The sequence below is a fragment of the Gordonia sp. BP-119 genome (assembly GCF_016924115.1).
GTDB classification, from domain to species: domain Bacteria; phylum Actinomycetota; class Actinomycetes; order Mycobacteriales; family Mycobacteriaceae; genus Gordonia; species Gordonia hongkongensis.
On the sequence record NZ_JAFFZF010000016.1, the window covers coordinates 78,012 to 100,301 of the forward strand.

Annotated in this window: 23 protein-coding genes and 1 pseudogene; 9 read left to right on the forward strand and 15 right to left on the reverse strand. The window is 69.4% G+C overall.

Annotated elements, in window-relative coordinates; translation table 11 throughout:
* Positions 1-132 precede the first annotated feature (132 nt).
* On the forward strand, positions 133-1,170 hold the full coding sequence (locus JW364_RS11580) for an iron-containing redox enzyme family protein (RefSeq protein ID WP_137810086.1): 1,038 nt from the start codon (positions 133-135) through the stop codon (positions 1,168-1,170).
* 39 nt (positions 1,171-1,209) lie between these two features.
* Here JW364_RS11580 and JW364_RS11585 read toward each other — a convergent pair whose 3' ends face one another.
* The 3 genes from JW364_RS11585 to JW364_RS11595 form a co-directional block, all read right to left on the reverse strand.
* Entirely contained in the window at positions 1,210-1,413 is a 204-nt protein-coding gene (locus JW364_RS11585; RefSeq protein WP_058252716.1) for a CDGSH iron-sulfur domain-containing protein, read from the reverse strand.
* The gene (locus JW364_RS11590; RefSeq protein ID WP_137810056.1) at positions 1,410-2,126 is read right to left on the reverse strand and encodes a HemK2/MTQ2 family protein methyltransferase; all 717 of its coding nucleotides are present in this window, start codon (positions 2,124-2,126) and stop codon (positions 1,410-1,412) included. The genes JW364_RS11585 and JW364_RS11590 overlap by 4 nt, the downstream gene beginning before the upstream one ends.
* A gap of 159 nt (positions 2,127-2,285) precedes the next feature.
* A complete protein-coding gene (locus JW364_RS11595) occupies positions 2,286-2,879 on the reverse strand; it encodes a suppressor of fused domain protein (RefSeq protein ID WP_068969931.1) in 594 nt (197 codons plus the stop codon).
* Between the two features lie 58 nt (positions 2,880-2,937).
* On the opposite strand from JW364_RS11595, the gene JW364_RS11600 reads away from it, so the two are divergent.
* Together JW364_RS11600 and JW364_RS11605 are read left to right on the forward strand one after the other, a co-directional pair.
* Entirely contained in the window at positions 2,938-3,627 is a 690-nt protein-coding gene (locus tag JW364_RS11600; RefSeq protein ID WP_068969932.1) for a metallophosphoesterase, read from the forward strand.
* Positions 3,617-4,474: a hypothetical protein gene (locus tag JW364_RS11605; RefSeq protein WP_055475023.1), complete on the forward strand. Its 858-nt coding sequence runs from the start codon at positions 3,617-3,619 to the stop codon at positions 4,472-4,474. The genes JW364_RS11600 and JW364_RS11605 overlap by 11 nt, the downstream gene beginning before the upstream one ends.
* A 28-nt stretch (positions 4,475-4,502) precedes the next feature.
* On the opposite strand, the gene JW364_RS11610 is transcribed toward JW364_RS11605, so the two are convergent.
* The 5 genes from JW364_RS11610 to JW364_RS11630 all read right to left on the reverse strand — a co-directional run bounded on the left by JW364_RS11610 (position 4,503) and on the right by JW364_RS11630 (position 9,855).
* Positions 4,503-5,678 carry an ABC transporter ATP-binding protein gene (locus JW364_RS11610; protein WP_055475024.1) on the reverse strand — a complete coding sequence of 392 codons (1,176 nt, stop codon included), beginning with the start codon at positions 5,676-5,678 and terminating at the stop codon, positions 4,503-4,505.
* Positions 5,679-5,681: 3 nt separating this feature from the next.
* Positions 5,682-6,512 carry a carbohydrate ABC transporter permease gene (locus JW364_RS11615; protein WP_055475025.1) on the reverse strand — a complete coding sequence of 277 codons (831 nt, stop codon included), beginning with the start codon at positions 6,510-6,512 and terminating at the stop codon, positions 5,682-5,684.
* A 4-nt stretch (positions 6,513-6,516) separates the two neighbouring features.
* Entirely contained in the window at positions 6,517-7,737 is a 1,221-nt protein-coding gene (locus JW364_RS11620) for a sugar ABC transporter permease (RefSeq protein WP_078112022.1), read from the reverse strand.
* Positions 7,734-9,146, reverse strand: a complete 1,413-nt coding sequence (locus JW364_RS11625) for an extracellular solute-binding protein (protein WP_176455882.1) — start codon at positions 9,144-9,146, stop codon at positions 7,734-7,736. Before JW364_RS11625 ends, JW364_RS11620 begins: the two co-directional genes overlap by 4 nt.
* Positions 9,147-9,366: 220 nt before the next feature.
* Positions 9,367-9,855 (reverse strand): general stress protein, encoded by a 489-nt coding sequence (locus tag JW364_RS11630; protein WP_055475026.1) that lies wholly within the window; start codon positions 9,853-9,855, stop codon positions 9,367-9,369.
* A gap of 135 nt (positions 9,856-9,990) precedes the next feature.
* On the opposite strand from JW364_RS11630, the gene JW364_RS11635 reads away from it, so the two are divergent.
* The 4 genes from JW364_RS11635 to JW364_RS11650 all read left to right on the forward strand — a co-directional run bounded on the left by JW364_RS11635 (position 9,991) and on the right by JW364_RS11650 (position 14,422).
* Entirely contained in the window at positions 9,991-11,337 is a 1,347-nt protein-coding gene (locus tag JW364_RS11635) for a magnesium transporter MgtE N-terminal domain-containing protein (protein WP_058252711.1), read from the forward strand.
* Complete coding sequence (locus JW364_RS11640) at positions 11,334-11,849, forward strand: DUF1003 domain-containing protein (protein WP_055475028.1); 516 nt, start codon at positions 11,334-11,336, stop codon at positions 11,847-11,849. Before JW364_RS11635 ends, JW364_RS11640 begins: the two co-directional genes overlap by 4 nt.
* A 241-nt stretch (positions 11,850-12,090) precedes the next feature.
* On the forward strand, positions 12,091-13,218 hold the full coding sequence (locus tag JW364_RS11645) for a lytic transglycosylase domain-containing protein (protein ID WP_058252710.1): 1,128 nt from the start codon (positions 12,091-12,093) through the stop codon (positions 13,216-13,218).
* Between the two features lie 58 nt (positions 13,219-13,276).
* Entirely contained in the window at positions 13,277-14,422 is a 1,146-nt protein-coding gene (locus tag JW364_RS11650; protein WP_055475030.1) for an Mrp/NBP35 family ATP-binding protein, read from the forward strand.
* A gap of 4 nt (positions 14,423-14,426) precedes the next feature.
* Here the strand turns inward: JW364_RS11650 and tatB are convergent, their stop codons facing one another.
* The 4 genes from tatB to sigE all read right to left on the reverse strand — a co-directional run bounded on the left by tatB (position 14,427) and on the right by sigE (position 17,840).
* The gene (gene tatB / locus JW364_RS11655) at positions 14,427-14,906 is read right to left on the reverse strand and encodes a Sec-independent protein translocase protein TatB (RefSeq protein ID WP_058252709.1); all 480 of its coding nucleotides are present in this window, start codon (positions 14,904-14,906) and stop codon (positions 14,427-14,429) included.
* 31 nt (positions 14,907-14,937) lie between these two features.
* Entirely contained in the window at positions 14,938-16,458 is a 1,521-nt protein-coding gene (locus JW364_RS11660; protein ID WP_205333599.1) for a S1C family serine protease, read from the reverse strand.
* Positions 16,455-16,985 (reverse strand): hypothetical protein, encoded by a 531-nt coding sequence (locus JW364_RS11665; protein WP_055475033.1) that lies wholly within the window; start codon positions 16,983-16,985, stop codon positions 16,455-16,457. The genes JW364_RS11660 and JW364_RS11665 overlap by 4 nt, the downstream gene beginning before the upstream one ends.
* 234 nt (positions 16,986-17,219) lie before the next feature.
* The gene (gene sigE / locus JW364_RS11670) at positions 17,220-17,840 is read right to left on the reverse strand and encodes an RNA polymerase sigma factor SigE (RefSeq protein ID WP_055475034.1); all 621 of its coding nucleotides are present in this window, start codon (positions 17,838-17,840) and stop codon (positions 17,220-17,222) included.
* A 292-nt stretch (positions 17,841-18,132) separates the two neighbouring features.
* On the opposite strand from sigE, the gene JW364_RS11675 reads away from it, so the two are divergent.
* Complete coding sequence (locus tag JW364_RS11675) at positions 18,133-18,780, forward strand: O-methyltransferase (protein ID WP_055475035.1); 648 nt, start codon at positions 18,133-18,135, stop codon at positions 18,778-18,780.
* A 20-nt stretch (positions 18,781-18,800) separates the two neighbouring features.
* Here the strand turns inward: JW364_RS11675 and JW364_RS11680 are convergent, their stop codons facing one another.
* From JW364_RS11680 to rfbD, 3 genes are read right to left on the reverse strand one after another with little or no spacing between them, the layout of a single operon-like run.
* Complete coding sequence (locus tag JW364_RS11680; RefSeq protein WP_055475036.1) at positions 18,801-19,934, reverse strand: sugar phosphate nucleotidyltransferase; 1,134 nt, start codon at positions 19,932-19,934, stop codon at positions 18,801-18,803.
* Between the two features lie 44 nt (positions 19,935-19,978).
* Positions 19,979-20,857 (reverse strand): glycosyltransferase family 2 protein, encoded by an 879-nt coding sequence (locus JW364_RS11685; protein WP_171011636.1) that lies wholly within the window; start codon positions 20,855-20,857, stop codon positions 19,979-19,981.
* Between the two features lie 5 nt (positions 20,858-20,862).
* Positions 20,863-21,813: a dTDP-4-dehydrorhamnose reductase gene (gene rfbD, locus JW364_RS11690; RefSeq protein ID WP_055475038.1), complete on the reverse strand. Its 951-nt coding sequence runs from the start codon at positions 21,811-21,813 to the stop codon at positions 20,863-20,865.
* Between the two features lie 201 nt (positions 21,814-22,014).
* Here rfbD and JW364_RS11695 point away from each other — a divergent pair.
* Positions 22,015-22,290 (forward strand): annotated as a pseudogene (locus JW364_RS11695) (hypothetical protein); the annotation flags it as partial.

A 22,290-nucleotide genomic window follows, 5' to 3' on the forward strand; every position in this document is an offset into this window, starting at 1 on the left:
GACGGTCACAACCACCCGGTGATGGTTTGTGCCGTCCCCGATCCGGTTACCCAGGAGAGCCGGCGTCCGCCGCGCACCGCGGTGCCCGACGCCCGTACCCGACAGGAGGACTCCCAGGTGTCAGCTGACCCGATGGTCGACGATCCGAGGCCGCACGACACGGCCTTCCGACGCCCCCTGTTGCCCGGTGCGCGCGGATCGCTCTCGGCCATGGTGATCGATCTCCTCCGCGGTGACCCTGCGTCCGCGTCGGTCCTCGACCTGCCGGCCGACGACCCGAGGGTCGTCGACGCCGACCCCTACGGCGACGATCTGCAGCTCGCGCTGTACCTCTGCTACGAGATGCACTACGTCGGGTTCGTCGACGCCGACGCCGGTTGGGAATGGAGTCCGGCCCTGCTCACGGTTCGGGTCGCCCTCGAGCAGCGATTCCTCGCCGCTCTGCATCGCGACGTCCCGGCGATGACCGCCGACGATTCCGCCGAGCACGAGATGGAAGAACTGTGCATCGAGAACCCCGACGGTGACGGCGCCTCCTACCGGCTCCGCGACGCCGGGACGTGGGAGCAGTACCGGCAGCTGTTCGCCCTGCGCTCGCTGTACCACCTCAAGGAGGCCGACCCGCACGCCTTCGCGATCCCACGTCTGCGCGGGCACGCCAAGGCCGCCTACGTCGCCGTCGAGTTCGACGAATTCGGCGGCGGACGCGGCGACGCCGTGCATCAGGAGCTGTTCGCCGACCTGCTTCGCGCTTCCGATCTCAGCGCCGACTACCTGGGCTACCTCGACACCGTTCCCGGCGTCGCCCTCACGCCGGTCAATCTGATGTCGCTGTTCGGACTACACCGGCGCTACCGGGGCGCTGCGGTCGGGCATCTGGCCGCCACCGAGATCACCTCGCCGCCCGGTTCGCAGCGGCTGCTGGCCGGTTTGGAGCAGCTCGACGCACCGGAGGCGTGCCGGCGGTTCTATCGCGAACACGTCGAGGCCGATGCCGTGCACGAGCAGATCCTGCGTACCGATGTCGTCGGCGATCTCGTCCGCACCGAGCCGGACACCGAAGCCGATGTGATCTTCGGGATCCGCGCCTTCCTGTTCGTCGAGGACGCCCTCGACCGGCATGTGCTGTCCGCGTGGGACGACGGAAAGAGCGCCTTCCCGGGTATCTGATCCGGGCAAGGCGCTCGTTCGGGCGGCGCTCGTGAGCCGTCAGGTCGCGCGGCGGCGCTTCTTGCGATGGCTGGTGTCGCACAGGGGGTAGTTCTTGCTCCGACCGCACGCACACACCGCGACCATGAACCGGTCGGACTGCACCCGGGCGCCGTCGGGGAGTTCGATGTCGACCGGACCGGACACCAGGACGGGTCCGCCTCGGATCACCCGCACCGCATTGGGTTTCTTGTCCCCGCTCACCGCGACGCTCCGGCCGGGGCGAGACCATCCGAGGCGACGGCGACGATCGCGACGAGACGCTCGATGCGACGGTTGCGTTCGAGCATGCCGCACTCTTCCATCCAGCCCGCGCGTGCGGTGAGGACCGGACCGAACGGGATGACCCGCTCGGCCACCACCTCTGCGGTCAGTCCCCCGGCGCGCAGGGCGCGCAGCGAGGCGTCGGAGTCCGCGAATTCCGAGTGGACCAGCACGAAAGCTCCGCCGGGCACCAGCAACTCGGGAACGCGTGCGCACAGCGGGTCGAGGACGGCTCGGCCGTCGGGTCCGGCGTCCCACGCATGAGACGGGCCGGCCGGGTGCAGCTCCGACTCGGACTCCGGTGGGGTCGGAACATACGGGGGGTTGCAGGTGACGACGTCGTAGCGACCCTGATGGCGCCGGAGATCACCGTGCGCCACCTCGATCCGGACGCCGGTGTCGGCTGCCGCGCGCCGAGCGTAGGCAACCGCGTCCGCCGATGCGTCCACCGCGGTCACGTGCGACGCACCCGACCTTGCGGCCGCTATCGCGATGGCGCCGCTGCCGGTGCAGAGATCGAGCACGCGGGCCCCGGAGACGCCGCGGGATCGGAGAGTGTCGATCAACAGCTGAGTGTCCTGCTGTGGCAGGTAGACATCGAGCTCGGGTAGCGCTGCGGTCGCTGTGGGAAGCGACGATGAGGTGATGGTCACGCCGGGCACCGCCCGTTCGTCGTGCCGATGGTCCCTGCTCCCCGTGACTCCATGCACCCTCACTTCTCAGACGGACCGTGCTCAGTTGGTCAGATGTTCCCTCTGTCATACGTTCCGAAACCTCGATGCGGATGAGTGCGCCGGGAATTCGCCGGCCGGTCAGGCCGGTGTTGCCGAGGCCCGATCCGGCCGCCGTACATCGATACCCGCCTCACGCCAGGCCTCGCGGAGTGCGTCGGCACCCTTCAGTCGGACCCACGCGGCCTCGTTGGCGGTGATCGGCACCGCCCGGAGCATGCTGACCGGGTCCATGGGCGTGGGCAGCTCGACCGTCCCGAGTTCGTCCGCCTCGAGCAGGACCGCGGTGAACGGCGAACCGTCCCACAGGGGTTCGCCGAGGTCGACCAGCGCATCGGCGGCGATGACGAGGCCCTCGACCGCCGGCGCGGCCGCCAGCGTCGCCATGCGCTTGTGCAGACCGGGCAGCGGCGTTCCCGACGACACGCGCACGACGAGTTCGGCACGGGGTCCGCGGACCGGATCGGCGTGCAGGTCGGTGGGATCGGACATCGGGTGCCGCGCGCACCCCGACGTCACGTAGACCACCTCGTCCCGATCGCCGGCTTCGTCGGGCACGAACCGCAGGACGTCGATCGGTTCGACACCGAGGAACGTCACCGACGCACGTTGGGGAGTCGCCCCCAGCCGGTCTTCGAGAAATCGTCCGACGACCTCAGTCACGGCTTCGCTCACATCCGACAGGCTACCGACTCCGGCGCACGGACCCGGGGTGCTCCTCTAGCCTGGAGCAATGGTCCGGGTTCTGGCGGTCGCCGACGAGGTGGTGGACTCCCTCACCTTCGGGGTGGGGATCGAGTCCCGGCCCGACCTCATCCTCGGTGCGGGTGACCTCCCGTTCGAGTACCTCGAGATCCTGTCGTCGCTGTGCGACGCGCCGTGCGTGTTCGTGCCCGGCAATCACGACCGGGACCTGCGCGGGTACCGCCGCGGCCGCACCGGCTGGACGCGCGCCGGACTCCCCGTCGAGGACCCCGGACCGTGCGGTGCGGTCAACGCCGACGGCCGGACCGTGACGGTCGCCGGACTCCGCATCAGCGGCCTCGGCGGCAGCCGCCGCTACAACAACGGCACCAACCAGTACACCGACACCCAACAGCGGTTGCGGTCCCTCCGGTTGCGATGCACCACCGCCCTGTCACCTCCCCGCGGCGCCGACATCCTGCTCACGCACAGCCCGGCCCGCGGCGTCGGCGACCGCGACGATCTGCCCCACCGGGGTTTCGACTGCTTCCACCCGCTGGTCCGGTCGCTGCAACCGGCGCTGCTGGTCCATGGCCACGTCCATCCGTACGGCGAACGACCGGCTGATCTGCCCATCGGCTCCTCGACGACCTCGATGAACGTCGTCGGCTACTGCCAGTTCGACTTCGATCCCGCCACCCGGGAGGTCGAGATCGTGAGGCGCAGACATGGCGCGTGACACCGGATTTCCCGACGCCGACGCGGAGAACGACTTCGCCCGGATGCGACGCCAGGCCGAACGCGCGCGGCTCGCGCAGTGGTTCATGCGTCAGCCCGCCGACGTGAACACCATCCTCCCGTTCGACGAGGTCGTCGCCGCGCTCGGACGGACCGGGGAGACCTCACTCGGACTGCAGGTCGTCGAGGTGTCCTCGATCGTCGGAAGTGTCGACCGCACCAAGGATTTCGACCGCTACTTCCGGCCCACCTCGTCGCGCGGCCGGGAGCGCTGGCAGCGGCTGGCGGCCGCGCAACGCCGCGGCGAATCCGTCCCTCCGGTACAGCTGTACCGGATCGGATCGATGCACTTCGTCATCGACGGCCATCACCGCGTGTCCATCGCGATCGCGCGGAACTGGGTCACGATCGACGCCTACGTCACCCTGATCCACACGCGCATCTCCCCCGAGGGCATCACCGCGACCTCCGACCTGGTCCTCAAGGACCATCGTCGGATCTTCCTGTCACGCGTGCCGCTCGAGGGGTCCCAGGCCGAGGCCATCCGACTCAGCTTCCCGTTCGACTACGCCGAACTCGCCGAGAACGTCGAGGCGTGGGGATTTCGCCTGAGCCAGGAGATCGGCGAGTTCCTCAACCGCACCGAGACCGCTCGGCGCTGGTTCGGTGAGGAGTTCCTGCCGGTCGTGCGGATGGCGCGCCGGGCGGGCATCCGGCCCGACCTCGACAGCGACGCCGAGCTGTACATGTGGGTGGCCTGCGAACGGTATCGGCTTGTGCGCAGGCACATCTGGGACGAACACGTCTTCGACGAACTGCTCGACCACTCCCGCAGGCGCCGGCGCTGAGCCGACGCCTGCAGGGACAGGCGGGACACTAGCGGACGCGCAGGGACTGCCCCGAGCTCTGGTCGAACACCGCGATCTTCGACGCGTCGTAGAACAGCTCCGCCGAACCGCCGCGGCTCACCTTCGAGTCCGGGGACAGTCGGGCGATGAACTGGTTGCCGCCGAGATCGGTTCCGGAATCGGCGGACAACTCCGCGAGGGCGTCGCTCGACGCCCGGCTCGACCCGACGCCGAAGTAGGCGTAGATGTCGGAACCCATCGACTCGAGCACGTCGATGTTCGCGGCGAAGGTCCCGCCGTGTCCACGGGTCGTCGAGTCGACGAGCGACGCGTCTTCGAGGTGCTCGGGCCGGATGCCGATGAGCACGTCGCCGCCACTGCCGACGTCTCCGGCACGGGAGACCACCGCACGATGGTCGTCGAGGACGATGGTGCCGATCGCGGTCTCGATACCCTCGCTGCCGAGGCGACCGGACAGGAAGTTCATCGCCGGGGAGCCGATGAAACCGGCCACGAACACGTTGGTCGGATTGTTGTACAGCTCCTGCGGCGTACCGATCTGCTGCACATACCCGTTGCGCAGCACGACGACCCGGTCACCGAGGGTCATCGCCTCGGTCTGGTCGTGGGTCACGTAGACCGTGGTGGTCCCCAGGCGCTGCTGCAGCTGTGAGATCTCCGTACGCATCTGCACGCGCAGCTTCGCATCGAGGTTCGACAGCGGCTCGTCCATCAGGAACGCCTTCGGGGAGCGCACGATCGCCCGGCCCATCGCCACGCGCTGCCGCTGACCGCCGGAGAGATTGGCCGGCTTGCGGTCGAGGTACTGCCCGAGGTCGAGGATGCGCGCGGCCTCGTCGACCTTCGCGGCCACCTGATCCTTCGGCATCTTCGCGAGAGTCAGTGGGAAGGCGATGTTCTCGCGCACCGACATGTGCGGGTAGAGCGCGTAACTCTGGAACACCATCGCGATGTCGCGGTCCTTGGGTGCGCGCTCGTTGACCCGCTCCCCGCCGATCCGCAGCTCGCCGCCGGAGATGTCCTCAAGTCCGGCGATCATGTTGAGCGTCGTCGACTTACCGCATCCCGACGGGCCCACCAGGATCACGAACTCGCCGTCGGCGATCTCGATGTCGACCCCGTGTACGGCGGTGGAGCCGTCGGGATACTGCTTGGAGACGTTGTCCAGAACGATGTCTGCCATGGGTTATCCCTTCACGGCGCCGGAGGTCAGGCCGGCCACGATTCGACGTTGGAAGAAGAGCACGAAGATGATGATGGGGATGGTTATGACCACCGCGGCGGCCGAGATCGACCCGGTCGGTTCCTCGAACTGCGAACTGCCGGTGAAGTTCGCGATCGCCACCGGCGCGGTGATCGCCCGTTCGGTCGACGTCAGCGACAGTGCCAGGAGCAGGTCGTTCCAGGCGAAGATGAACACCAGGATCGCCGCCGTCACGACGCCCGGGGCGGCGAGCGGGGCGATGACCTTGCGGAAGGCCTGCCACGGGGTGGCGCCGTCCATCTTGGCGGCCTTCTCCAGCTCCCACGGGATCTCGCGGAAGAACGCGGACAAGGTGTAGATCGCCAGCGGCAGCGCGAAGGTGATGTAGGGCAGGATCAAGCCGGGCCAGGTGTCGAACAACCCGATGGCCCGCTCGATGTTGAACAACGGTGTCACCAGCGAGATCTGGGGGAACATCGCGATCAGCAGCGCGGCACCGATCAGGAGCTTCTTGCCCGGGAAGTCCAGGCGGGCCACCGCATAGGCCGCCATCGTCCCCAGGAGCACCGCGATCACCGTGGTGATCAGACCCACGCCGATCGAGTTGATCAGCGCCGAGGTGAAGGCGCTGGTCTCGAAGATGCTCTTGTAGTTGTCGAGGGTGAACTCACTCGGCCAGAACTTCCCGTCGGTCACGCTGCTCGCCGGCTTGAAGGACAGGCTGATGATCCACAGCAGCGGGATGAGTGCATACAGGATCACCAGGATGTTGGCGATCGACCACCAGGCCTTGGACTTTCCGCTCGCATTCAACGGCTTACCTCCCCTCGTCGTCGGAACCCGGTGCGGCGGTGCCGAACCCCTTGATGAACACGAACGCGATGATCGCGACACAGATGAAGATCAGAATCGAGATCGCCGAGCCGACGCCGAGATTGAAGGCGCCGAACAGATTGTCGTAACCCAGCATCGACACCGAGTAGGTGTTGTTGGACCCGCTGGTGAGGACGTAGATGTTGTCGAACACGCGGAACGCGTCGAGTGTGCGGAACAGCAGCGCCACCAGGATCGCCGGCTTCATCAGCGGAAGGATGATGCGCCACAGTCTCGTCCACGCCCCGGCGCCGTCGACCTGGGCCGCCTTGAGCAGATCGTCCGGGACGAGCGCGAGGCCGGCCAGCAGGAGCAGGGCCATGAACGGCGTCGTCTTCCAGACCTCGGCGAGGACGATGATCGCCAGCGACGGCCACTGCTCGGTGAGCGGTGCGGTGCCGTCGGGTAGCAGGTTGGCGAGATATCCGGTGCCCGGCGTCCACGCGTAGTACCAGGAGAACGCCGCCGCCACGGTGACGATGCCGTACGGGATCAGGACGACGGTGCGGATGGTGCCCCGCCCGAAGATCGTCCGGTGCATGACGAGCGCGATCGCCATGCCCAGCACGAGTTCGATGAGTACCGACACGACCGTGATGCCGACCGTGACGGCAAAGGCCGTCCACCAGTAGTTGTCGGTGAGGACGGTGGCGTAGTTGGCGAACCAGACGAACTCGCGTTCCCCCGGCGCCGAGAGGCTCATCTTGTTCAGCGACAGCCAGACCGCGTACACGATCGGGTATCCGGTGACCAAGAGCATCATCAGTGCGGCCGGCGCCACGAGCCAGAAGGCCAGCCGGCGCTCGGCGGTTTTGCCCTCGCTGCGCCTGCGCGGGGCGGCCGGCGGCGTGTCGGCCCGGGGCCGATCGATCACCGCGGTACCCCCGCCCGTCCCGGTCGCCGGCTTCGACAGCGAGGCGGGCGCGGGATCCGGGGTGGGCCGGTCGGTGTGCGACGACGCCGCGGTCACCTCGTGCCGACCTCCCGGCGGAGCGGTCCACACCTGATCGGACTGCACCGGGGGTGTGTCACCGACGATCGGGATCGGACCGGTTTGCGGTGGCGCATCCTCCGGGAGGGCGTGTCGCCCGGCACGGAACCCCGCGTCGTCGGGGTTGCCGCCCGCGTTCTCGGCGTCGTTACGCGGAGTGTCGTTGTCGCTCACGGGATTAGCCCTTCCCCGTCGATGGCCTTCTGGACCGCTTCGGCGAGCTCGTCGACCAGGGCCTCCGGCTCCCAGGCGCCGACCGGGCTCAACTTGGCCTGCAGCAGCGTCGAGATTGCTTGATAGTCGGGCGATTTCGGCCGCAGAGCAGCGTGCTCGGGTTCGAGCTGCCGCTTGATCTCGTCGGCCATCGGGTACGCGAGGCGGAAATCGGCGTCGTCGTAGATGGACTCGATGACCGGCGGCGGACCCGCACTGAACGAGAACGCCTTCTGCGATGCCTCACTGGTGATGCACTCGGCGGCCTGGTAGGCGAGGTCCTGCTGTTGCGAGGTGCTCGCGACGGCGATGTTGATGCCGCCCAGGGTCGTCTTGGTGGGAAGTCCCTCGAAGCCCGGATAGGGCGCGAAATCGAAGACCCGCCGCATCTCGCGGTTGAGCGGGACCACCTGCGCCGGGGTCGGCGGATTCGCGGTGTCCGCGTACAGGTTCGCGTATTCGGTGAGGTCGAGGAAGGCGACGCTGCCCGCCACGGCGTTCTCGCGCATCCCGGCGAAGACGAACGGCCAGTTCACCTGGTACAGGGCCTCACCGCTCTCCATGCCGAGCCGTGCGGCGCCCTCGTCGGAGTTGGTCAGCGACGGATCGGCACCGGGCGCGGTGGCGACCCGCTTCAGCGTCTCCAGGGCGCGGACCGTCGCGGCGCGGTGTTCGGGGGTGTCGTTGAGGGTGACCTTGTCGGGGTCGTCCGGGTCGACGATCTGCCCACCGGCGCTGGCGAGTACCGAGTTGAACCACACCATCAGGCCTTCGTACTGCCTGCCCTGCACCATGATGTAGGTCGGTCCGCCGTTGCGACCGCTGACGAGCGCGTCCTCGAGCATGCCGTTCCACGTCGACGCCGGGCGCCGGCGGTCGACGTCTTCGACGAGCACATCCGGTCGGTACCAGAGCAATTGGGTGTTCGTGGAGAACGGGATGGCGTAGAGCCGTTCCCGCTCGTCGTCGTCGGTCTTCCAGACCGCGGTGTCGAGCGGACCGCCCAGGGTGCGCGCCGACACCTCGGCGGCCATGGCGTCGGGGACCGGCACCATCCAACCCGCGTCGGCGAATTCGGCCGTCCACACCACGTCCATGCCCATCAGGTCCAGCCCGCTGTCGTTGCCCGCGAGGCGCCGTGCGAGCTGCAAACGCTGATCGTCGGCGCCCTTGGGCAACGGGGTGGTCACGACCTTGTACGCACCACCGGAATCGGCCGAGCATTTGTCGCCGATCTCGGCGAAGGTGTCCGCACCGTCGGCCGGCGGATAGAAATTGAGTACGCCCGCTTCATATCCCGAGCCACATGCGGACAGCACGGGCAGCATGGCCACCGCTGCCACCGCCGCGGCGAGGACCTTTCGTCTCACGCGCCTGGTAGATCCGTCGGTGCTGATGGATCCGTCCGTGCTGACCCTGCTCCGCACGCAGCCTCCTCGATGTCGTACGCGGCGCCGCAGCGGTGCTCCGCCGTGAGCGTCCGAAGAGCAACGCTATACGTGAGGATTCGTGACATGCAACACATTCGGCATGGGCGTGCCATTCCGCGGGCGATTGTGATCGCACCGTGTCCGACCGCGGGAGGCGGCGTCAGAAGGTGAGACGGGCGAGCATGTCGCGCGCCTTCTCTGCGCTTTTCGGGTCGCACAGCACGTCATAGCGGCCGGCGACCAGCTGCATGGTCGACGCGAAATCCCGCTGGCCCCGGGTCGCCGCGTACGGAATGGTCGCGGAGATCACACCGAAGACCATGCCGCCGACGATGCCCACCAGGATGGGCGCAATGGGCGAACCGGCGAAGACGAGCGCCACCAGACAGCCGAAGAAGAAGCCGAGCCAGGCACCCGAGACCAGCCCGCCGCCGATCACCTTGCCCCACGTCAGCCGGCCGATGACCCGCTCGACCTGCATCAGATCGACGCCCACGATGGTGACGTCCTGGACGGTGAAGTTCTCGTCGGAGAGGAAGTCCACCGCGCGCTGGGCCTCGGCGTAGGTTCCGTACGAACCGATCGGCCAGCCCTTGGGCGGGGTGGGGAGTCCCGGCGTCTCGCGGCTCGGGCGCATGGGATTGGTCATATCGGGGCCTTCCCTGTTGTCAGACTCCAGTGCTGAACGTCGCGGTGAGACCCGACAGTGGGACTGGTCTCCCACCGGTGGGCGTTCGTGTCTGCCGTCGGCCTCCGCTGCACCGATGGCACTACCCTTACTCCCATGTCGTCGGTGAGCAAGGTGTTCGTGGCCAGATTAGTCGGGTTGGCCGTCCTTGGTCCCGACGGCGAGTCCATCGGACGCGTCCGCGACGTGGTGATCTCGATCCGCATGTCCGGGCAGCAACCGCGCGTCCTCGGTCTCGCGGTCGAATTGACCACTCGGCGTAGAATTTTCGTGCCGATGCTGCGGGTGACCGCGATCGAGCCCCAGGCCGTGGCCCTCAACACCGGCACCGTGAGCCTCCGCCGGCTCCACCTGCGGCCCGGCGAGGCGCTCGCCATCGGACAGGTCCTCGACACCCACGTCCGGGTCGTCGATCCGGATCTCCCCGAGCTCGCCGACGCCGACGTGACGGTGATCGACCTCGGGATCGAGAAGACCCGGACCCGCGATTGGGTCGTCTCCCGCGTCGCGATCCGGGCGGGACGTCGCGGCCTGCGCCGGCGCCACGAGACACAGGTCGTGGAGTGGTCCAGCGTGCAGGGCATCACCCAGAGCTCGCTGAACCTGCCCGGACAAGGAGTCGCGCAGGCCCTCCTGCAGTTCGAGGGCATGCGCCCGGCCGACGTCGCCAACGCCCTGCGCGAACTGCCCGCGAAACGTCGCGACGAGATCGCAGCGGCCCTGGACGACGAACGGCTCGCCGACGTGCTGCAGGAGTTGCCGCCCGACGACCAGAAAGAGGTGCTGGCCGCGCTCGGACGCGACCGCGCCGTCGACATCCTCGAGGCGATGGACCCCGACGACGCCGCCGACCTCCTCGGCGAACTGCCCGACACCGAGGCCGAGGCCTTCCTCGAGGAGATGGACCCCGTGGAGTCCGAGCCCCTCCGCCGACTCCTGCTGCACTCCCCCGACACCGCGGGCGGCGTGATGACCTCGGAGCCGGTCGTGGTCACCGCATCGACCACCATCGCCGAGGCCCTCGCCCGGGTCCGCAACCCCGACCTGACGCCGGCCGCGGCGAGTCTGGTATTCGTCGTCCGCCCGCCCACCTCGACGCCGACCGGCAAGTATCTCGGATGCGTGCATCTGCAGGCCCTGCTCCGGGAACCGCCCGCGCACCTGGTCGGCGGCATCCTGGACACCGACCTCGCCCAACTCCATCCCGAGGACTCCCTGGAGACGATGACGAGATATTTCGCGACCTACAACCTGGTCTGCGGCCCCGTCGTGGACGAGGCCGGCCACCTGCTCGGCGCGGTGAGCGTCGACGACCTGCTCGACGAGATCCTGCCGCGCGACTGGCGTGAGACCGAACCCGAGGACGTCGTCGAGGCCGACGGGTACGGCGTCGGGAGCGGCCCGGAACCGGCATCGGGCGGCCCCCAGGTGCGGATCCGATGAGCGAGCCGGGACGCAAGCTCGACACCCCCAGCACCCGCCGCACGATCTCGTTCAATCTCGACTCCGACGTCGTCGGGATGTACAGCGAGCGGATCGCCCGGTTCCTGGGCACCGGACGATATCTGGCGATCCAGACGGTCATCGTCATCGTCTGGATCGTGCTGAACCTGGTCGCGGTGTCGATCCAGTGGGACCCGTACCCGTTCATCCTGCTGAACCTCGCGTTCTCCACGCAGGCGGCGTACGCGGCGCCGCTGATCCTGCTGGCCCAGAACCGGCAGGAGAACCGCGACCGGGTGTCGCTGGAAGAGGACCGGATGCGGTCCGCCCAGACGAAGGCCGACACCGAGTTCCTGGCCCGGGAGCTCGCCGCGGTCCGTCTCGCGGTCGGCGACACCGTCACGCGCGACTACCTGCGCAAAGAACTGGACGACCTGCTCGACGAACTCACCGAACGGCTCGGCGCCCCCGCCGGCGACGAATCCGGCCGCCGCGGTTCCAAGGATCACTGACACCAAAAGCCGGGTTCGTGTCTGGGACGTCAGACCCATATGTATGGTGGGTCACAGTTCGGACCGGATCCCGGCGTCTGTCACGGCGCGACGAGATTCTCCGACACATCCATGTGAGCGGCTCTGGACCTGGGCCGCGGGTGAGCATCGCCGCGTTCTCGGGGGCAGAAGTGTGTGTTGACAACGGAGTGAACAGGACCGGGCAGCGGCCCGGGGCCGCACGATGTGCAGGAGGCCTCCGGTGAGGCCCCTCGACCTCGTCCGCCGTCGCCGTGGTCCGCGCCGTCCGTCCTCGTTCCCACGACGCGCCGCGACGCTGGTCGTCGGCGGCGGTCTGGTCGGTGCACTGGTCCTGGGGACCGCGACGTCGAGCGCCTCCGGCGGCAACGTCGCGTCGGCCGTCGTCGAGCCCGATGCCCCCGTGATGGTGGCCGAACTCGTCGCGGGTTCGCCGGGCGCACTCCTCGGCTTCGCGCCGCCGCCGGAGAAGCCCGCGACCGCGCTGCCGGCGCCGCAGTTCCGGCTCGCGAGCGACCTCCCCTCGGGCCCGCTGGGGATCCCGGGCGTCGTACTCCAGGCCTACAAGCTGGCCGCCAACCGCGTCGCCGCCGAGAGCGCGGCCTGCAAACTGCCGTGGTTCCTGCTGGCCGGCATCGGACGCATCGAGTCCAATCATGCGAGCAACGGCTCGGTCGATCAGTACGGCACGACGATCAACCCGATCGCCGGGCCGGTCCTCGACGGCTCGCTGGCCGGCAACGCGGTCATCAAGGACACCGACGGCGGACGCATCGACGGCGACGCCGGACACGACCGCGCGATGGGCCCGATGCAGTTCATCCCGAGCACGTGGGCAGCGTGGGGCTCCGACGCCAACGGCGACGGAAAACCCGACCCCAACAACATCTTCGACGCCACGTACTCGGCCGGCCGGTATCTCTGCGCCGGCGTCACCGACATCATGAACGAGCGCACTCGCGTGTCGGCGGTGCTGCGGTACAACCGCTCGATGGAGTATGTCGCCAACGTACTCGGCTGGGCCGGGGCCTACGCGACGGGCGTGATGCCGACCGACCCCATCCCGGAGATGAAGCGCAAGCCGTCGAGCAGCTCGAGCTCGTCCAGCAAGCCCAGGCAGCCGGAGTCCGGGTCGTCCTCGTCGTCGTCGTCGTCCTCCACCACGCGGCGGCCGAGCCCTCCGCCGCCGCCGTGCATCATCGTCTGCCTGCCGTCGATCCCGCCGCTGTTCCCGGGCCAGCCCGCTCCCCCGCCCACCAAGAGGGAGGCCCCGGCGGTACAACAGGGACCGGCGGGGAACGCCGGTCCGAAGAGGCCCGGAGGGGCGAGCACCCCGGTTCCCGTCCGCTGACGGCGCCACCGGAGGACCTGCGCCCGGAACCGTCGGCGCCGCCGGTAGTCTGGGCCAGATGACAACAGGAGTCGCGCCCACGGAATCGGCAGTTCGCGCCGCTCTGGGCAAGGTCAAGGATCCCGAGATCGGCAAGCCCATCACCGACATCGGGATGGTCAAGTCGGTCACGATCAACGACGACGCGAGCGTCGACGTCGGGGTGTACCTCACGACATCGGGGTGCCCGATGCGCACCGAGATCTCGCAGCGCGTGGAAACAGCAGTCGCCGACGTCCCGGGCGTCGGCGCGATCCGCGTCGAACTCGACGTCATGGACGACGAGCAGCGCACCGAGCTGCGCAAGAAGCTCCGCGGGGACAAGGCCGAGCCGGTCATCCCGTTCGCCCAGCCCGGCTCACTGACCCGTGTCTACGCCGTCGCGTCGGGTAAGGGCGGCGTCGGCAAGTCGAGCGTGACCGTCAACCTCGCCACGGCGCTCGCCGAACGCGGGCTCACCGTCGGCGTTCTCGACGCCGACATCTACGGCCACTCGGTCCCCCGCATGCTCGGGAGCGACGCCAAACCCACGCAGGTCGAACGCATGATCATGCCGCCCAGCAACCACGGCGTCCGCTTCATCTCGATCGGACAGTTCACCGACGGCAACACGCCGGTGACCTGGCGCGGTCCCATGCTGCACCGAGCCCTGCAGCAGTTCCTCGCGGACGTCTACTGGGGCGATCTCGACGTCTTGCTCCTCGACCTGCCGCCGGGCACCGGTGACGTCGCGATTTCGATCGCGCAGCTCATCCCGGGCGCGGAGATCCTGGTGGTGACGACACCCCAGCAGGCCGCGGCCGAGGTCGCCGAGCGCGCCGGGGCCATCGCGCTGCAGACGCGGCAGAAGATCCTCGGCGTCGTCGAGAACATGTCGTGGCTGGAACTGCCCGACGGCAGCCGCATGGAACCGTTCGGGTCCGGCGGCGGCGAGCAGGTGGCGCAACGCCTCACGCGCGCGGTGGGCGCCCAGGTCGACCTGCTGGGTCAGGTACCGCTCGAGACGGCCTTACGCGAAGGCGGCGACGCCGGTGTCCCGGTGGTGCTGTCGGCACCCGAATCGGCGTCCGGTTCCGCCCTGCGCGCCATCGCGGGCAAGCTCGCGGCGCGTAAGCGCGGCCTGGCGGGTATGAGTCTGGGACTCGACACCATCCGGAATTCCTGACCGGTCAGGTCGCGTCCCAGTCGGCCGCGGCGGGACGCGACCCCGACCGCGACCGGCGGTCCGACGCCGCGGATCCCGCCGGGCCGGCGGAGTCCTGATTCCCGCTCTCCTGCTTCTCGAACGACAGGGGCGCCGACACGGGCTTGATCTCTGGCGCCGCCGGGGTGGTCTTCCGGTCGACCGTGGTGGCGCTCTCGTTCAGCCGGAACAGTGAATCATCGCCGTCGAGAAGGTGTTTCGTGACGATCGACCGCGGCGTCATACCCCGCAGTTCGTTGAGGTCGGCGAGCGGCTTGCGCAGGTCGTCGAATTCGGGACCCAGCTCGTCCTTCAGCTGATTGCTCGCACCGGTCGCGTAATCACGGACCTTCTTGGCCGACTGCATCGTCCAGGAGACGGCACCGGGGAGACGTTCGGGGCCGAGGATGACGAGTGCCGCGACCACCAGGATCGCTATCTCGCCCCATCCGATGCTGCTGAACATGTGCCTCGTCCTGACCTGTGCGGTGGTGTGGTTAGTCGCTCGCCGGAGTGATGGTACCGCTGAACGTGCGACCCGCCCGCCAGTACTGGAACGGGACCGACTCGCCGATGCTGGCGGTTCGGATCGCGACGTTCAGCTCGTCGGCGCTCTCGATCGGGCGATTGTTGAACGAGGTGATCACGTCGTTCTCCCGGATGCCCGCGCGTTCGGCGGGGCTGCCGGCGACGACGTTGCGGACCTGTGCGCCCAGCACGCGCTCGTTGCGCACCGAACTGGCGTTGACGCCGATCTGCGGGTGGTTCACGCGGCCGTCGCGGATCAGCGCCTCCGCGATGGGCTTGGCCTCGTCGATGGGGATCGCGAATCCGAGCCCGATGTTGCCGCCCCCGGCGCCGAGGCGCCCGGCGGTGTTGATGCCGACCACCTGGGCTTCGCCGTTGACCAGCGGACCGCCCGAGTTGCCCGGGTTGATCGCGGCATCGGTCTGGATCGCGTCGATCACCGCGTCGGTGTCGGACTCCGCGTCGGGCGTCAGCGCCACGGCACGGTCGGTCGCGCTGACGATGCCGCTTGTCACGGTTCGGTTGAGCCCCAATGGAGATCCGAAGGCGACCACCTCTTCGCCGATCTGCAGGTCGCCCGAGCTACCGAGCACCGAGACCGTCGGGTTCTCGACATTGTTGACCTTCAACACGGCGAGATCGGTCTTGGGATCGCGACCGACGATGCGCGCCGGGACCCGCTGACGGTCGAAGAACACGACCTCCAGTTTGGCGCTCTTGTCGTTCGCGGCCATCGAGATGACGTGGTTGTTGGTGAGGATGTAACCCTCTTTGTCGATGACGAATCCCGACCCGGTGGCGTAGGCGCCCGCCGCGCGGACGTCGATGGCGACGACCGACTTCTCCACCGCCCGGGCCACCTCGGCCACGGACGACCGCGGTCCGGCGTCGCCGCCGGTGTCCTCAGTGGACAACTCGACCGTGTCACTGGTGAGCGGCGCGGCCACCTCGGCGGTGTACCGGCCCATCAGCCCGCCGACGAGCCCGATCAGCAACGCGATCACCGCGAGCGTGGCCAGGGCGACCCAGCTCAGGCGATTGCCGAGCAGGATGTCGCGGACACCGAGCTTGGGGCCGGTCTCGGTCGGGATGTCCGACGATGCGGACGCCAGCGCGGGTGCGTCCAGCCGCGCCGGGCTCTCCGGGTCGCGCCACGGGTCGTCCGGCGCCTGCGGCTGCTCGGTGTGGCCGTAGGTCGCGAGCGGATCCCGCTGCAGGGTGTCGCTCGATCCGGCCGGCCGGCCGAAGGCCTCGGCGAGCACCGGGTCCGGGGGTGCGATCTGCGGCTCGGGCGGCCGCTTGTCGCCGTCTGAGGTGGCGAACGAGCCGCGCACACCCGACGGGCGGCCGAACACCTGCGCGGTGGACGGCGACACGGGCGAGTGCCGGGTCCGCGACGGCGTCAGACGTTGCGACTCGGGCGGTTCGGCGCGCCGCGCGAACTGTGCGTCACCGGTATCGGGAGAATCGGCGTCGGGGGCCACGGTCACCGGCCCCGGCGACGGAAGGCGCGGCCGCGGGCCGCGGGGATGCCGTCGGTCGGCGCATCGGGCGACACGGTCGGCCCGAACCCTGCCGGGCGGGGTGGCTCGGAGCTCAGATCGATCTCACGCGTGGGGATCTGGGAGAGCTGACCGAGGAGGGAGTCCGGGATCGACACGCGGCCGGACTCGCGGAGTCGGGTGCGGGCCAACGACTGCGCCTCGACCGCGGTGACGCACTCGGGGCACAGCGCCAGATGATGAGCGGCCCGCGCATGCGCGGACATCCCGAGCTCGCCGTCGACGAAGGCGGCGACCGCCTCGGGGGCCAGGTGCTCGGTGGGTGCGAAGCCGCGTCCGCCGGCCGTACCCGGCGCGCGGTAGCCGCGGTTGGGCAGGAACGACGAGGGAGCCGGACTCCAGGTGTTCGTATTCCACCTGGCTGGGGTCCAGGAGGACCGCCGGCGACGAAGGTTGGGAGTCGGCGGTTCGACACCGCCACTTCCGGTCGGACGCCCGCGATCGCCGTCCATCATCGTCGTTCACCCCTCTCCACGACGAAACCGCCGCACGATGAATCCTGTGTTGCCACTGGGCTCTGCTGCTGTCTGCCACGGTACCGACCGGCGGCATCCGATGCCGTCCCCCGAACGCGCGGGCGTCCGCGGGCTGCGGCCTCCGATCGCATCGTGTCCCGTGACACAGGCAACGTCTCAGCGTATCCGAGACTCTCAACGATGCTCGGCGGAGCAGGGTTCCCGGCAGCGACCTCAGGCGTGCGAGCCGAGCGCGACCGAACGGCTACTGGTGTGTCCTTGGGCCGCGAGTGCGTCGCGGATGCTCTGCCGACCGCGATGGATGCGGCTGCGGACGGTACCCAGCTTGACACCGAGGGTGGCGGAGATCTCCTCGTAGGACAGGCCCTCGATGTCACACAGCACCACGGCCGCGCGGAAGTCGGGAGCCAGCGAGTCCAGGGCGCGCTGCAGGTCGGGGTCGAGGTTCGTCGCGTCGAAGACCTGCTGCGGATCCGGGGTGTCGGCCGGCACCCGGTCGTACTCCTCGGGCAGGGCTTCCATCCGGATCTTGCTGCGGCGACGGACCATGTCGAGGAACAGGTTGGTGGTGATGCGGTGCAACCAGCCCTCGAAGGTGCCGGGACGGTAGTTCGACAACGAGCGGAAGACCCGGATGAAGGTCTCCTGCGTGAGGTCCTCGGCGTCGTGCTGATTCCCCGACAGACGGTAGGCCAGACGGTAGACGCGGTCGGCGTGTTCGCGGACCAGGTCGTCCCAGGACGGCATGAGCAGTTCGTCGCCGGTGGCGTCGAAACCTGCGGTGCCCGCCGGAACGGCGGGCACGGCGTCGGCGGGATCGCGGGGATCGGTCATGGTCGGTGGTCGGTTCCTCTCTCGTGAAACACGCACCCGGTGACCCAAGCACTCACCGAAGACGAACGGATGATTCCGGCTGGGTATTCCCGAGCTGCCAGGAAGTTCTCACCGACCTCCCGGGACCTGTCCCAACCGGAACAGCTCTCACCCTCTCCTATCGGAGTGTGGCCGCCGTATGAGGCGCCTGAGTGTTGCCTGAGGATGCATCGTCGGTCTCGCCGCGAGCGGATTCGCCCAGGTCTGGCGCGCCGGGTCGGGTTCCGCCGCGGGGCCGGACTAACCTCGACGCGTGACCGAGTCAACGCCGTCCACACGCCCCGACCTGATCGCCTACGCCGAGTCGGCCATCGTCGAGGACGACGCCGTCATCGCCGCCCGCGCTCGCGCCGAGGAGCTCGGCGCGACACCGGTCAGCCCGGCGGTCGGCGCGCTACTGGCTCTGCTGGCCCGCGCGGCCGATGCGCGCGCCGTCGTGGAGATCGGGACCGGCACCGGGGTGAGCGGCCTCTGGCTGCTCAACGGCATGTCGGCCGACGGCGTGCTGACCACGATCGATCCCGAGCCCGAACATCACCGGGCCGCACGGGCGTCGTTCGCCGGCGCCGACATCGCCCCGGGCCGCACCCGGCTGATCAACGGCACGCCGGTCGAGGTGCTGCCGCGGTTGTCCGACGCGTCCTATGACCTGGTCTTCGTGGACGGACCACTGCTGGACCTGCCCCGGTTCGTGCGTGAGGCCGTCCGGATGTTGCGACCGGGAGGTGTCGTGGTCGTCCACAACGCGACCGCGCACGGAACGGTCGGCGACCCGGCCCGCACCGAACCGCCGACGGCGGCGGCCCGCGAGGCGGCCCTGCTGATCGCCGACGACGAGCAGCTGCTTCCCGTGGTCATCCCGCTCGGGCCCGGCGTGCTCGCCGCCGCGAAGATCCGCTAGTCGGCCGCGCTCCTGCTGGACTAGACGTCCGTCGAGAATCGAATCCCGTTGTCGGGGATCTCGATTCCCGGCCACACCCGGGCGCCGCGCAGCAACTCGCAACGGGCGCCGATGTCAGCACCGTCGCCGATGACCGTGTCCCGGACCAGCGCACGCGGCCCGATGCGGGCACCGAAGCCGATGATCGACCGTTCCACGACCGCGCCGGCCTCGATCACGGCGCCGTCGAAGACGACCGCGCCGTCGAGACGGGCGCGCGGGCCGACCTCGGCGCCACGGCCGACCACCGTGCCGCCGATCAGAAGGGCACCCGGGCCCACTCCCGCGCCTTCGTGCACGAGGGACTCGCCGCGACGGTCCCCCAGGGCGGGCGACGGCGCGATCCCGCGGACGAGGTCGGCCGAGCCGCGGACGAAGTCCTCGGGCGTACCCATGTCCCGCCAGTACGCGTGATCGACGTGTGCGTGGACGTGACTGCCCTCGGCGAGCAGCCGGGGGAACACCTCGCGCTCGACCGACACCGGCAGGCCGGCCGGGATGGATTCGATGACCTCGCGCTTGAACACATAGGTGCCGGCATTGATCTGGTCGGTCGGCGGGTCCTGGGTCTTCTCCAGGAACGCGGTGACCCGGCCGTCGGCGTCGGTCGGGACGCAGCCGAACGCGCGTGGGTCGCTGACCCGCACGAGGTGGATGGTGACGTCGGCGTCGGCGGCGCGGTGACTGTCGATGACGTCGCCGACATCGGTGCCACCGAGGACGTCGCCGTTGAACACCACGATCGTGCTCGCGGTCAGTTCGTCGAGGACGTTGCGGATACCGCCGCCGGTGCCCAGCGGCTCGTCTTCGGTGACATAGCGCATGCGCAGGCCCAGCTTCGAACCGTCGCCGTAGTACTCGCTGAAGACCTCGGCCTTGAACGAGGTGCTGAGCACGATGTCGCGGATACCGGCCGCCCGGATACGGGACAGCAGATGGGTCAGGAACGGCAGCCCGGCGGTGGGCAGCATCGGTTTCGGCGCCGACAGGGTGAGTGGGCGCAGGCGGGTTCCCTTCCCGCCGACGAGGACGACGGCCTCGACGTCCTCCCTGATGTTGTCCGATCCCCCCACGGACGGTCTTTCCACCGACTCACGCACGGTGTAGTTGTCCACTGGATCGGGTCCTTCCTCGAGGTGACTGGTGTTCACTTCAGCATTCATCGGGAGTTCTCGCTCGCCGACGCGCGTCGCGCCGCGCGCACGGCGAGCCGGGATCGGACCTCCAGGCCGATGCGCAACGCCAGGCGCAGCGGCGCCCGCCACGGTCCCGGATTGCGGTCGGCCTGGAACCGGTAGGCACTGCGGTGGTGGGCGGGCAGCATCTTCTCCGGATGCCGGCCGGCGCTGTGCCCCTTGGTGTGCACGACCTCCGCGCTCGGCACATAGACGTTCTGCCACCCGGCCTTGCCGAGGCGGTCGCCGAGATCGACGTCCTCCATGTACATGAAGTAGCGGGCGTCGAAGCCGCCGATGGCGTCGAAGGCCTCGCGCCGCACGAGCAGGCAGGAGCCCGACAGCCACCCCACCGGACGTTCCGACGGTGTCTCGTCGTCCGCGCGGTAGGCCGCAGTCCACGGATTGGACTTCCACACCGTGCCGAGGATCGCGTGTCCGGTGCCCGACACGAGGTCGGGAACGCGCCGCGCCGAGGGGTAGATCGAGCCGTCCGGTTCGCGGATGAGCGGGCCGAGCGAACCCGCTCGCGGCCAGCGCTGGGCGGCGGCCATCAGCTCGTCGATGGCACCGGGCTTCCATTCGACATCCGGATTGGAGATGAGCACGAACTCGACATCCGGGTCGAGTTCGGCGACACCGCGGTTCATGGCACCGCCGTAGCCGATGTTGCCGCCGGTGCGGACCAGCCTGACCGTGTCGTACTCCTGCTCGGCCCGTTCGGGCGCGCCGTCGTCGGACCCGTTGTCGGCGATGATGACCTGCGGCATGACGTCGGTGACGGCGTCGAGGCTGCGCAGGAAGGTCACGAGGTGATCGCCGGAGAAATAGGTCACCGTCACCACGGCTGGCTGAACTGGCACGCCGCTCAGGGTAACGAACCGGGGTCGGCGTCCGACGCGGCGATCGCCGCGTGCAGCGCGGGTCGCCACGGCCGGAGCGGGGTGAGACCGGCGGCCTCCCAGGAGTGGCCGGAGAGCACCGAGAACGCCGGCCGCGGGGCCGGGCGCGGGAACTCGGCGGTCGTCGTGGGCAGGACCCGGTCGGGCTGCGCCCCGACCTCTTCGAAGACCCCGCGGGCGACGTCGAACCAGGTGGCGGTGCCCGAGTTCGTCGCATGCAGAACCGCGCCACAGACCTCGTCGCGGGGGCCCGCGACGACGAGTTCCCAGAGCCCGTCGGCGAGGTCGTACGAGTAGGTCGGGGACCCGAGTTGGTCGTCGACGACCGACACCGTCTCCCGTGACTGTTCGAGCCGCCGCATCGTGCCGACGAAGTCGCGGCTGTCGGGTCCGCCGGTGTAGACCCATGCCGTCCGCACGACGGTGGCCCGCGGGTCCGCCGACAGCGCGGCGCGTTCGCCGTCGAGCTTGGTGCGGCCGTACACGGTCGCGGGCGTTCCGCTCACGTCGTCGGGTTCGTATCCGTTCCGCTCGACCGGCCGGGAACCCTCCGCGGCGCCCCCGGGGAACACGTAGTCGGTCGACACGTGCACGAACCACGCGCCGGCGTCGGCGGTCCGGCGCGCGAGCACCTCGGGCCCGGTGGTGTTGACCCGCCGCGAGCCTTCCGAGTCGGCCTCGGCTCCGTCGACGTCGGTGTAGGCCGCGCAGTTCACCACGATGTCGTCGGGGCCGAGGTCGCCCAGTGCGGCGGCCACCGAGGTCGGGTCGGCGATGTCGACGTCGGCTGAGGTGAGCGGCCGCACGACGACGTCGGGAACCTCGCTCGACCGTGCTTGCAGGGCAGTCCCCAGCTGCCCGCCGGCGCCGACGATGTACACGGTGGGGTTGCTCGGCGTCACACGCATGAGCACCATCGTGCCGGAGTCCGGCGGTACCCACGCGACGACGCGCTCGCCGGAACACGTGACGACGGCTACTCACACGACCGGCGTTGCGTTCTCGAATTCGCGAATCACTTCAGTAGCCTGGCGACAGCACACAACAGCCGACCCGCCTTGCACATCAGCATCGACATCCTCAGGCGTAACGCTCGCCGCGTCGACCCCGGACCCGATGTGCCGACCTCGAAAGGGACCGCTCACCAGTGGATTCACCATCCGACGGCCCGCGTCGGCGCGCGCAGCCGCGCCGTCCGGCACGGCCGGGTCCCGACGGGCGTCAGCCGATGCCCGGCGATCGGCGCGCCCCGGAGCCCGGTGCGCGCAGGCGCCCGGCCCGGCCCCCGTACGACGGTGGACCAGATGGACGCGAATCCCCGCGGCGCGCGGCACCGCTCCCCGGTGAACCGGGCAATCCCCCACCCCGAGCGCGACGCCAGCCCCCGCCGGACC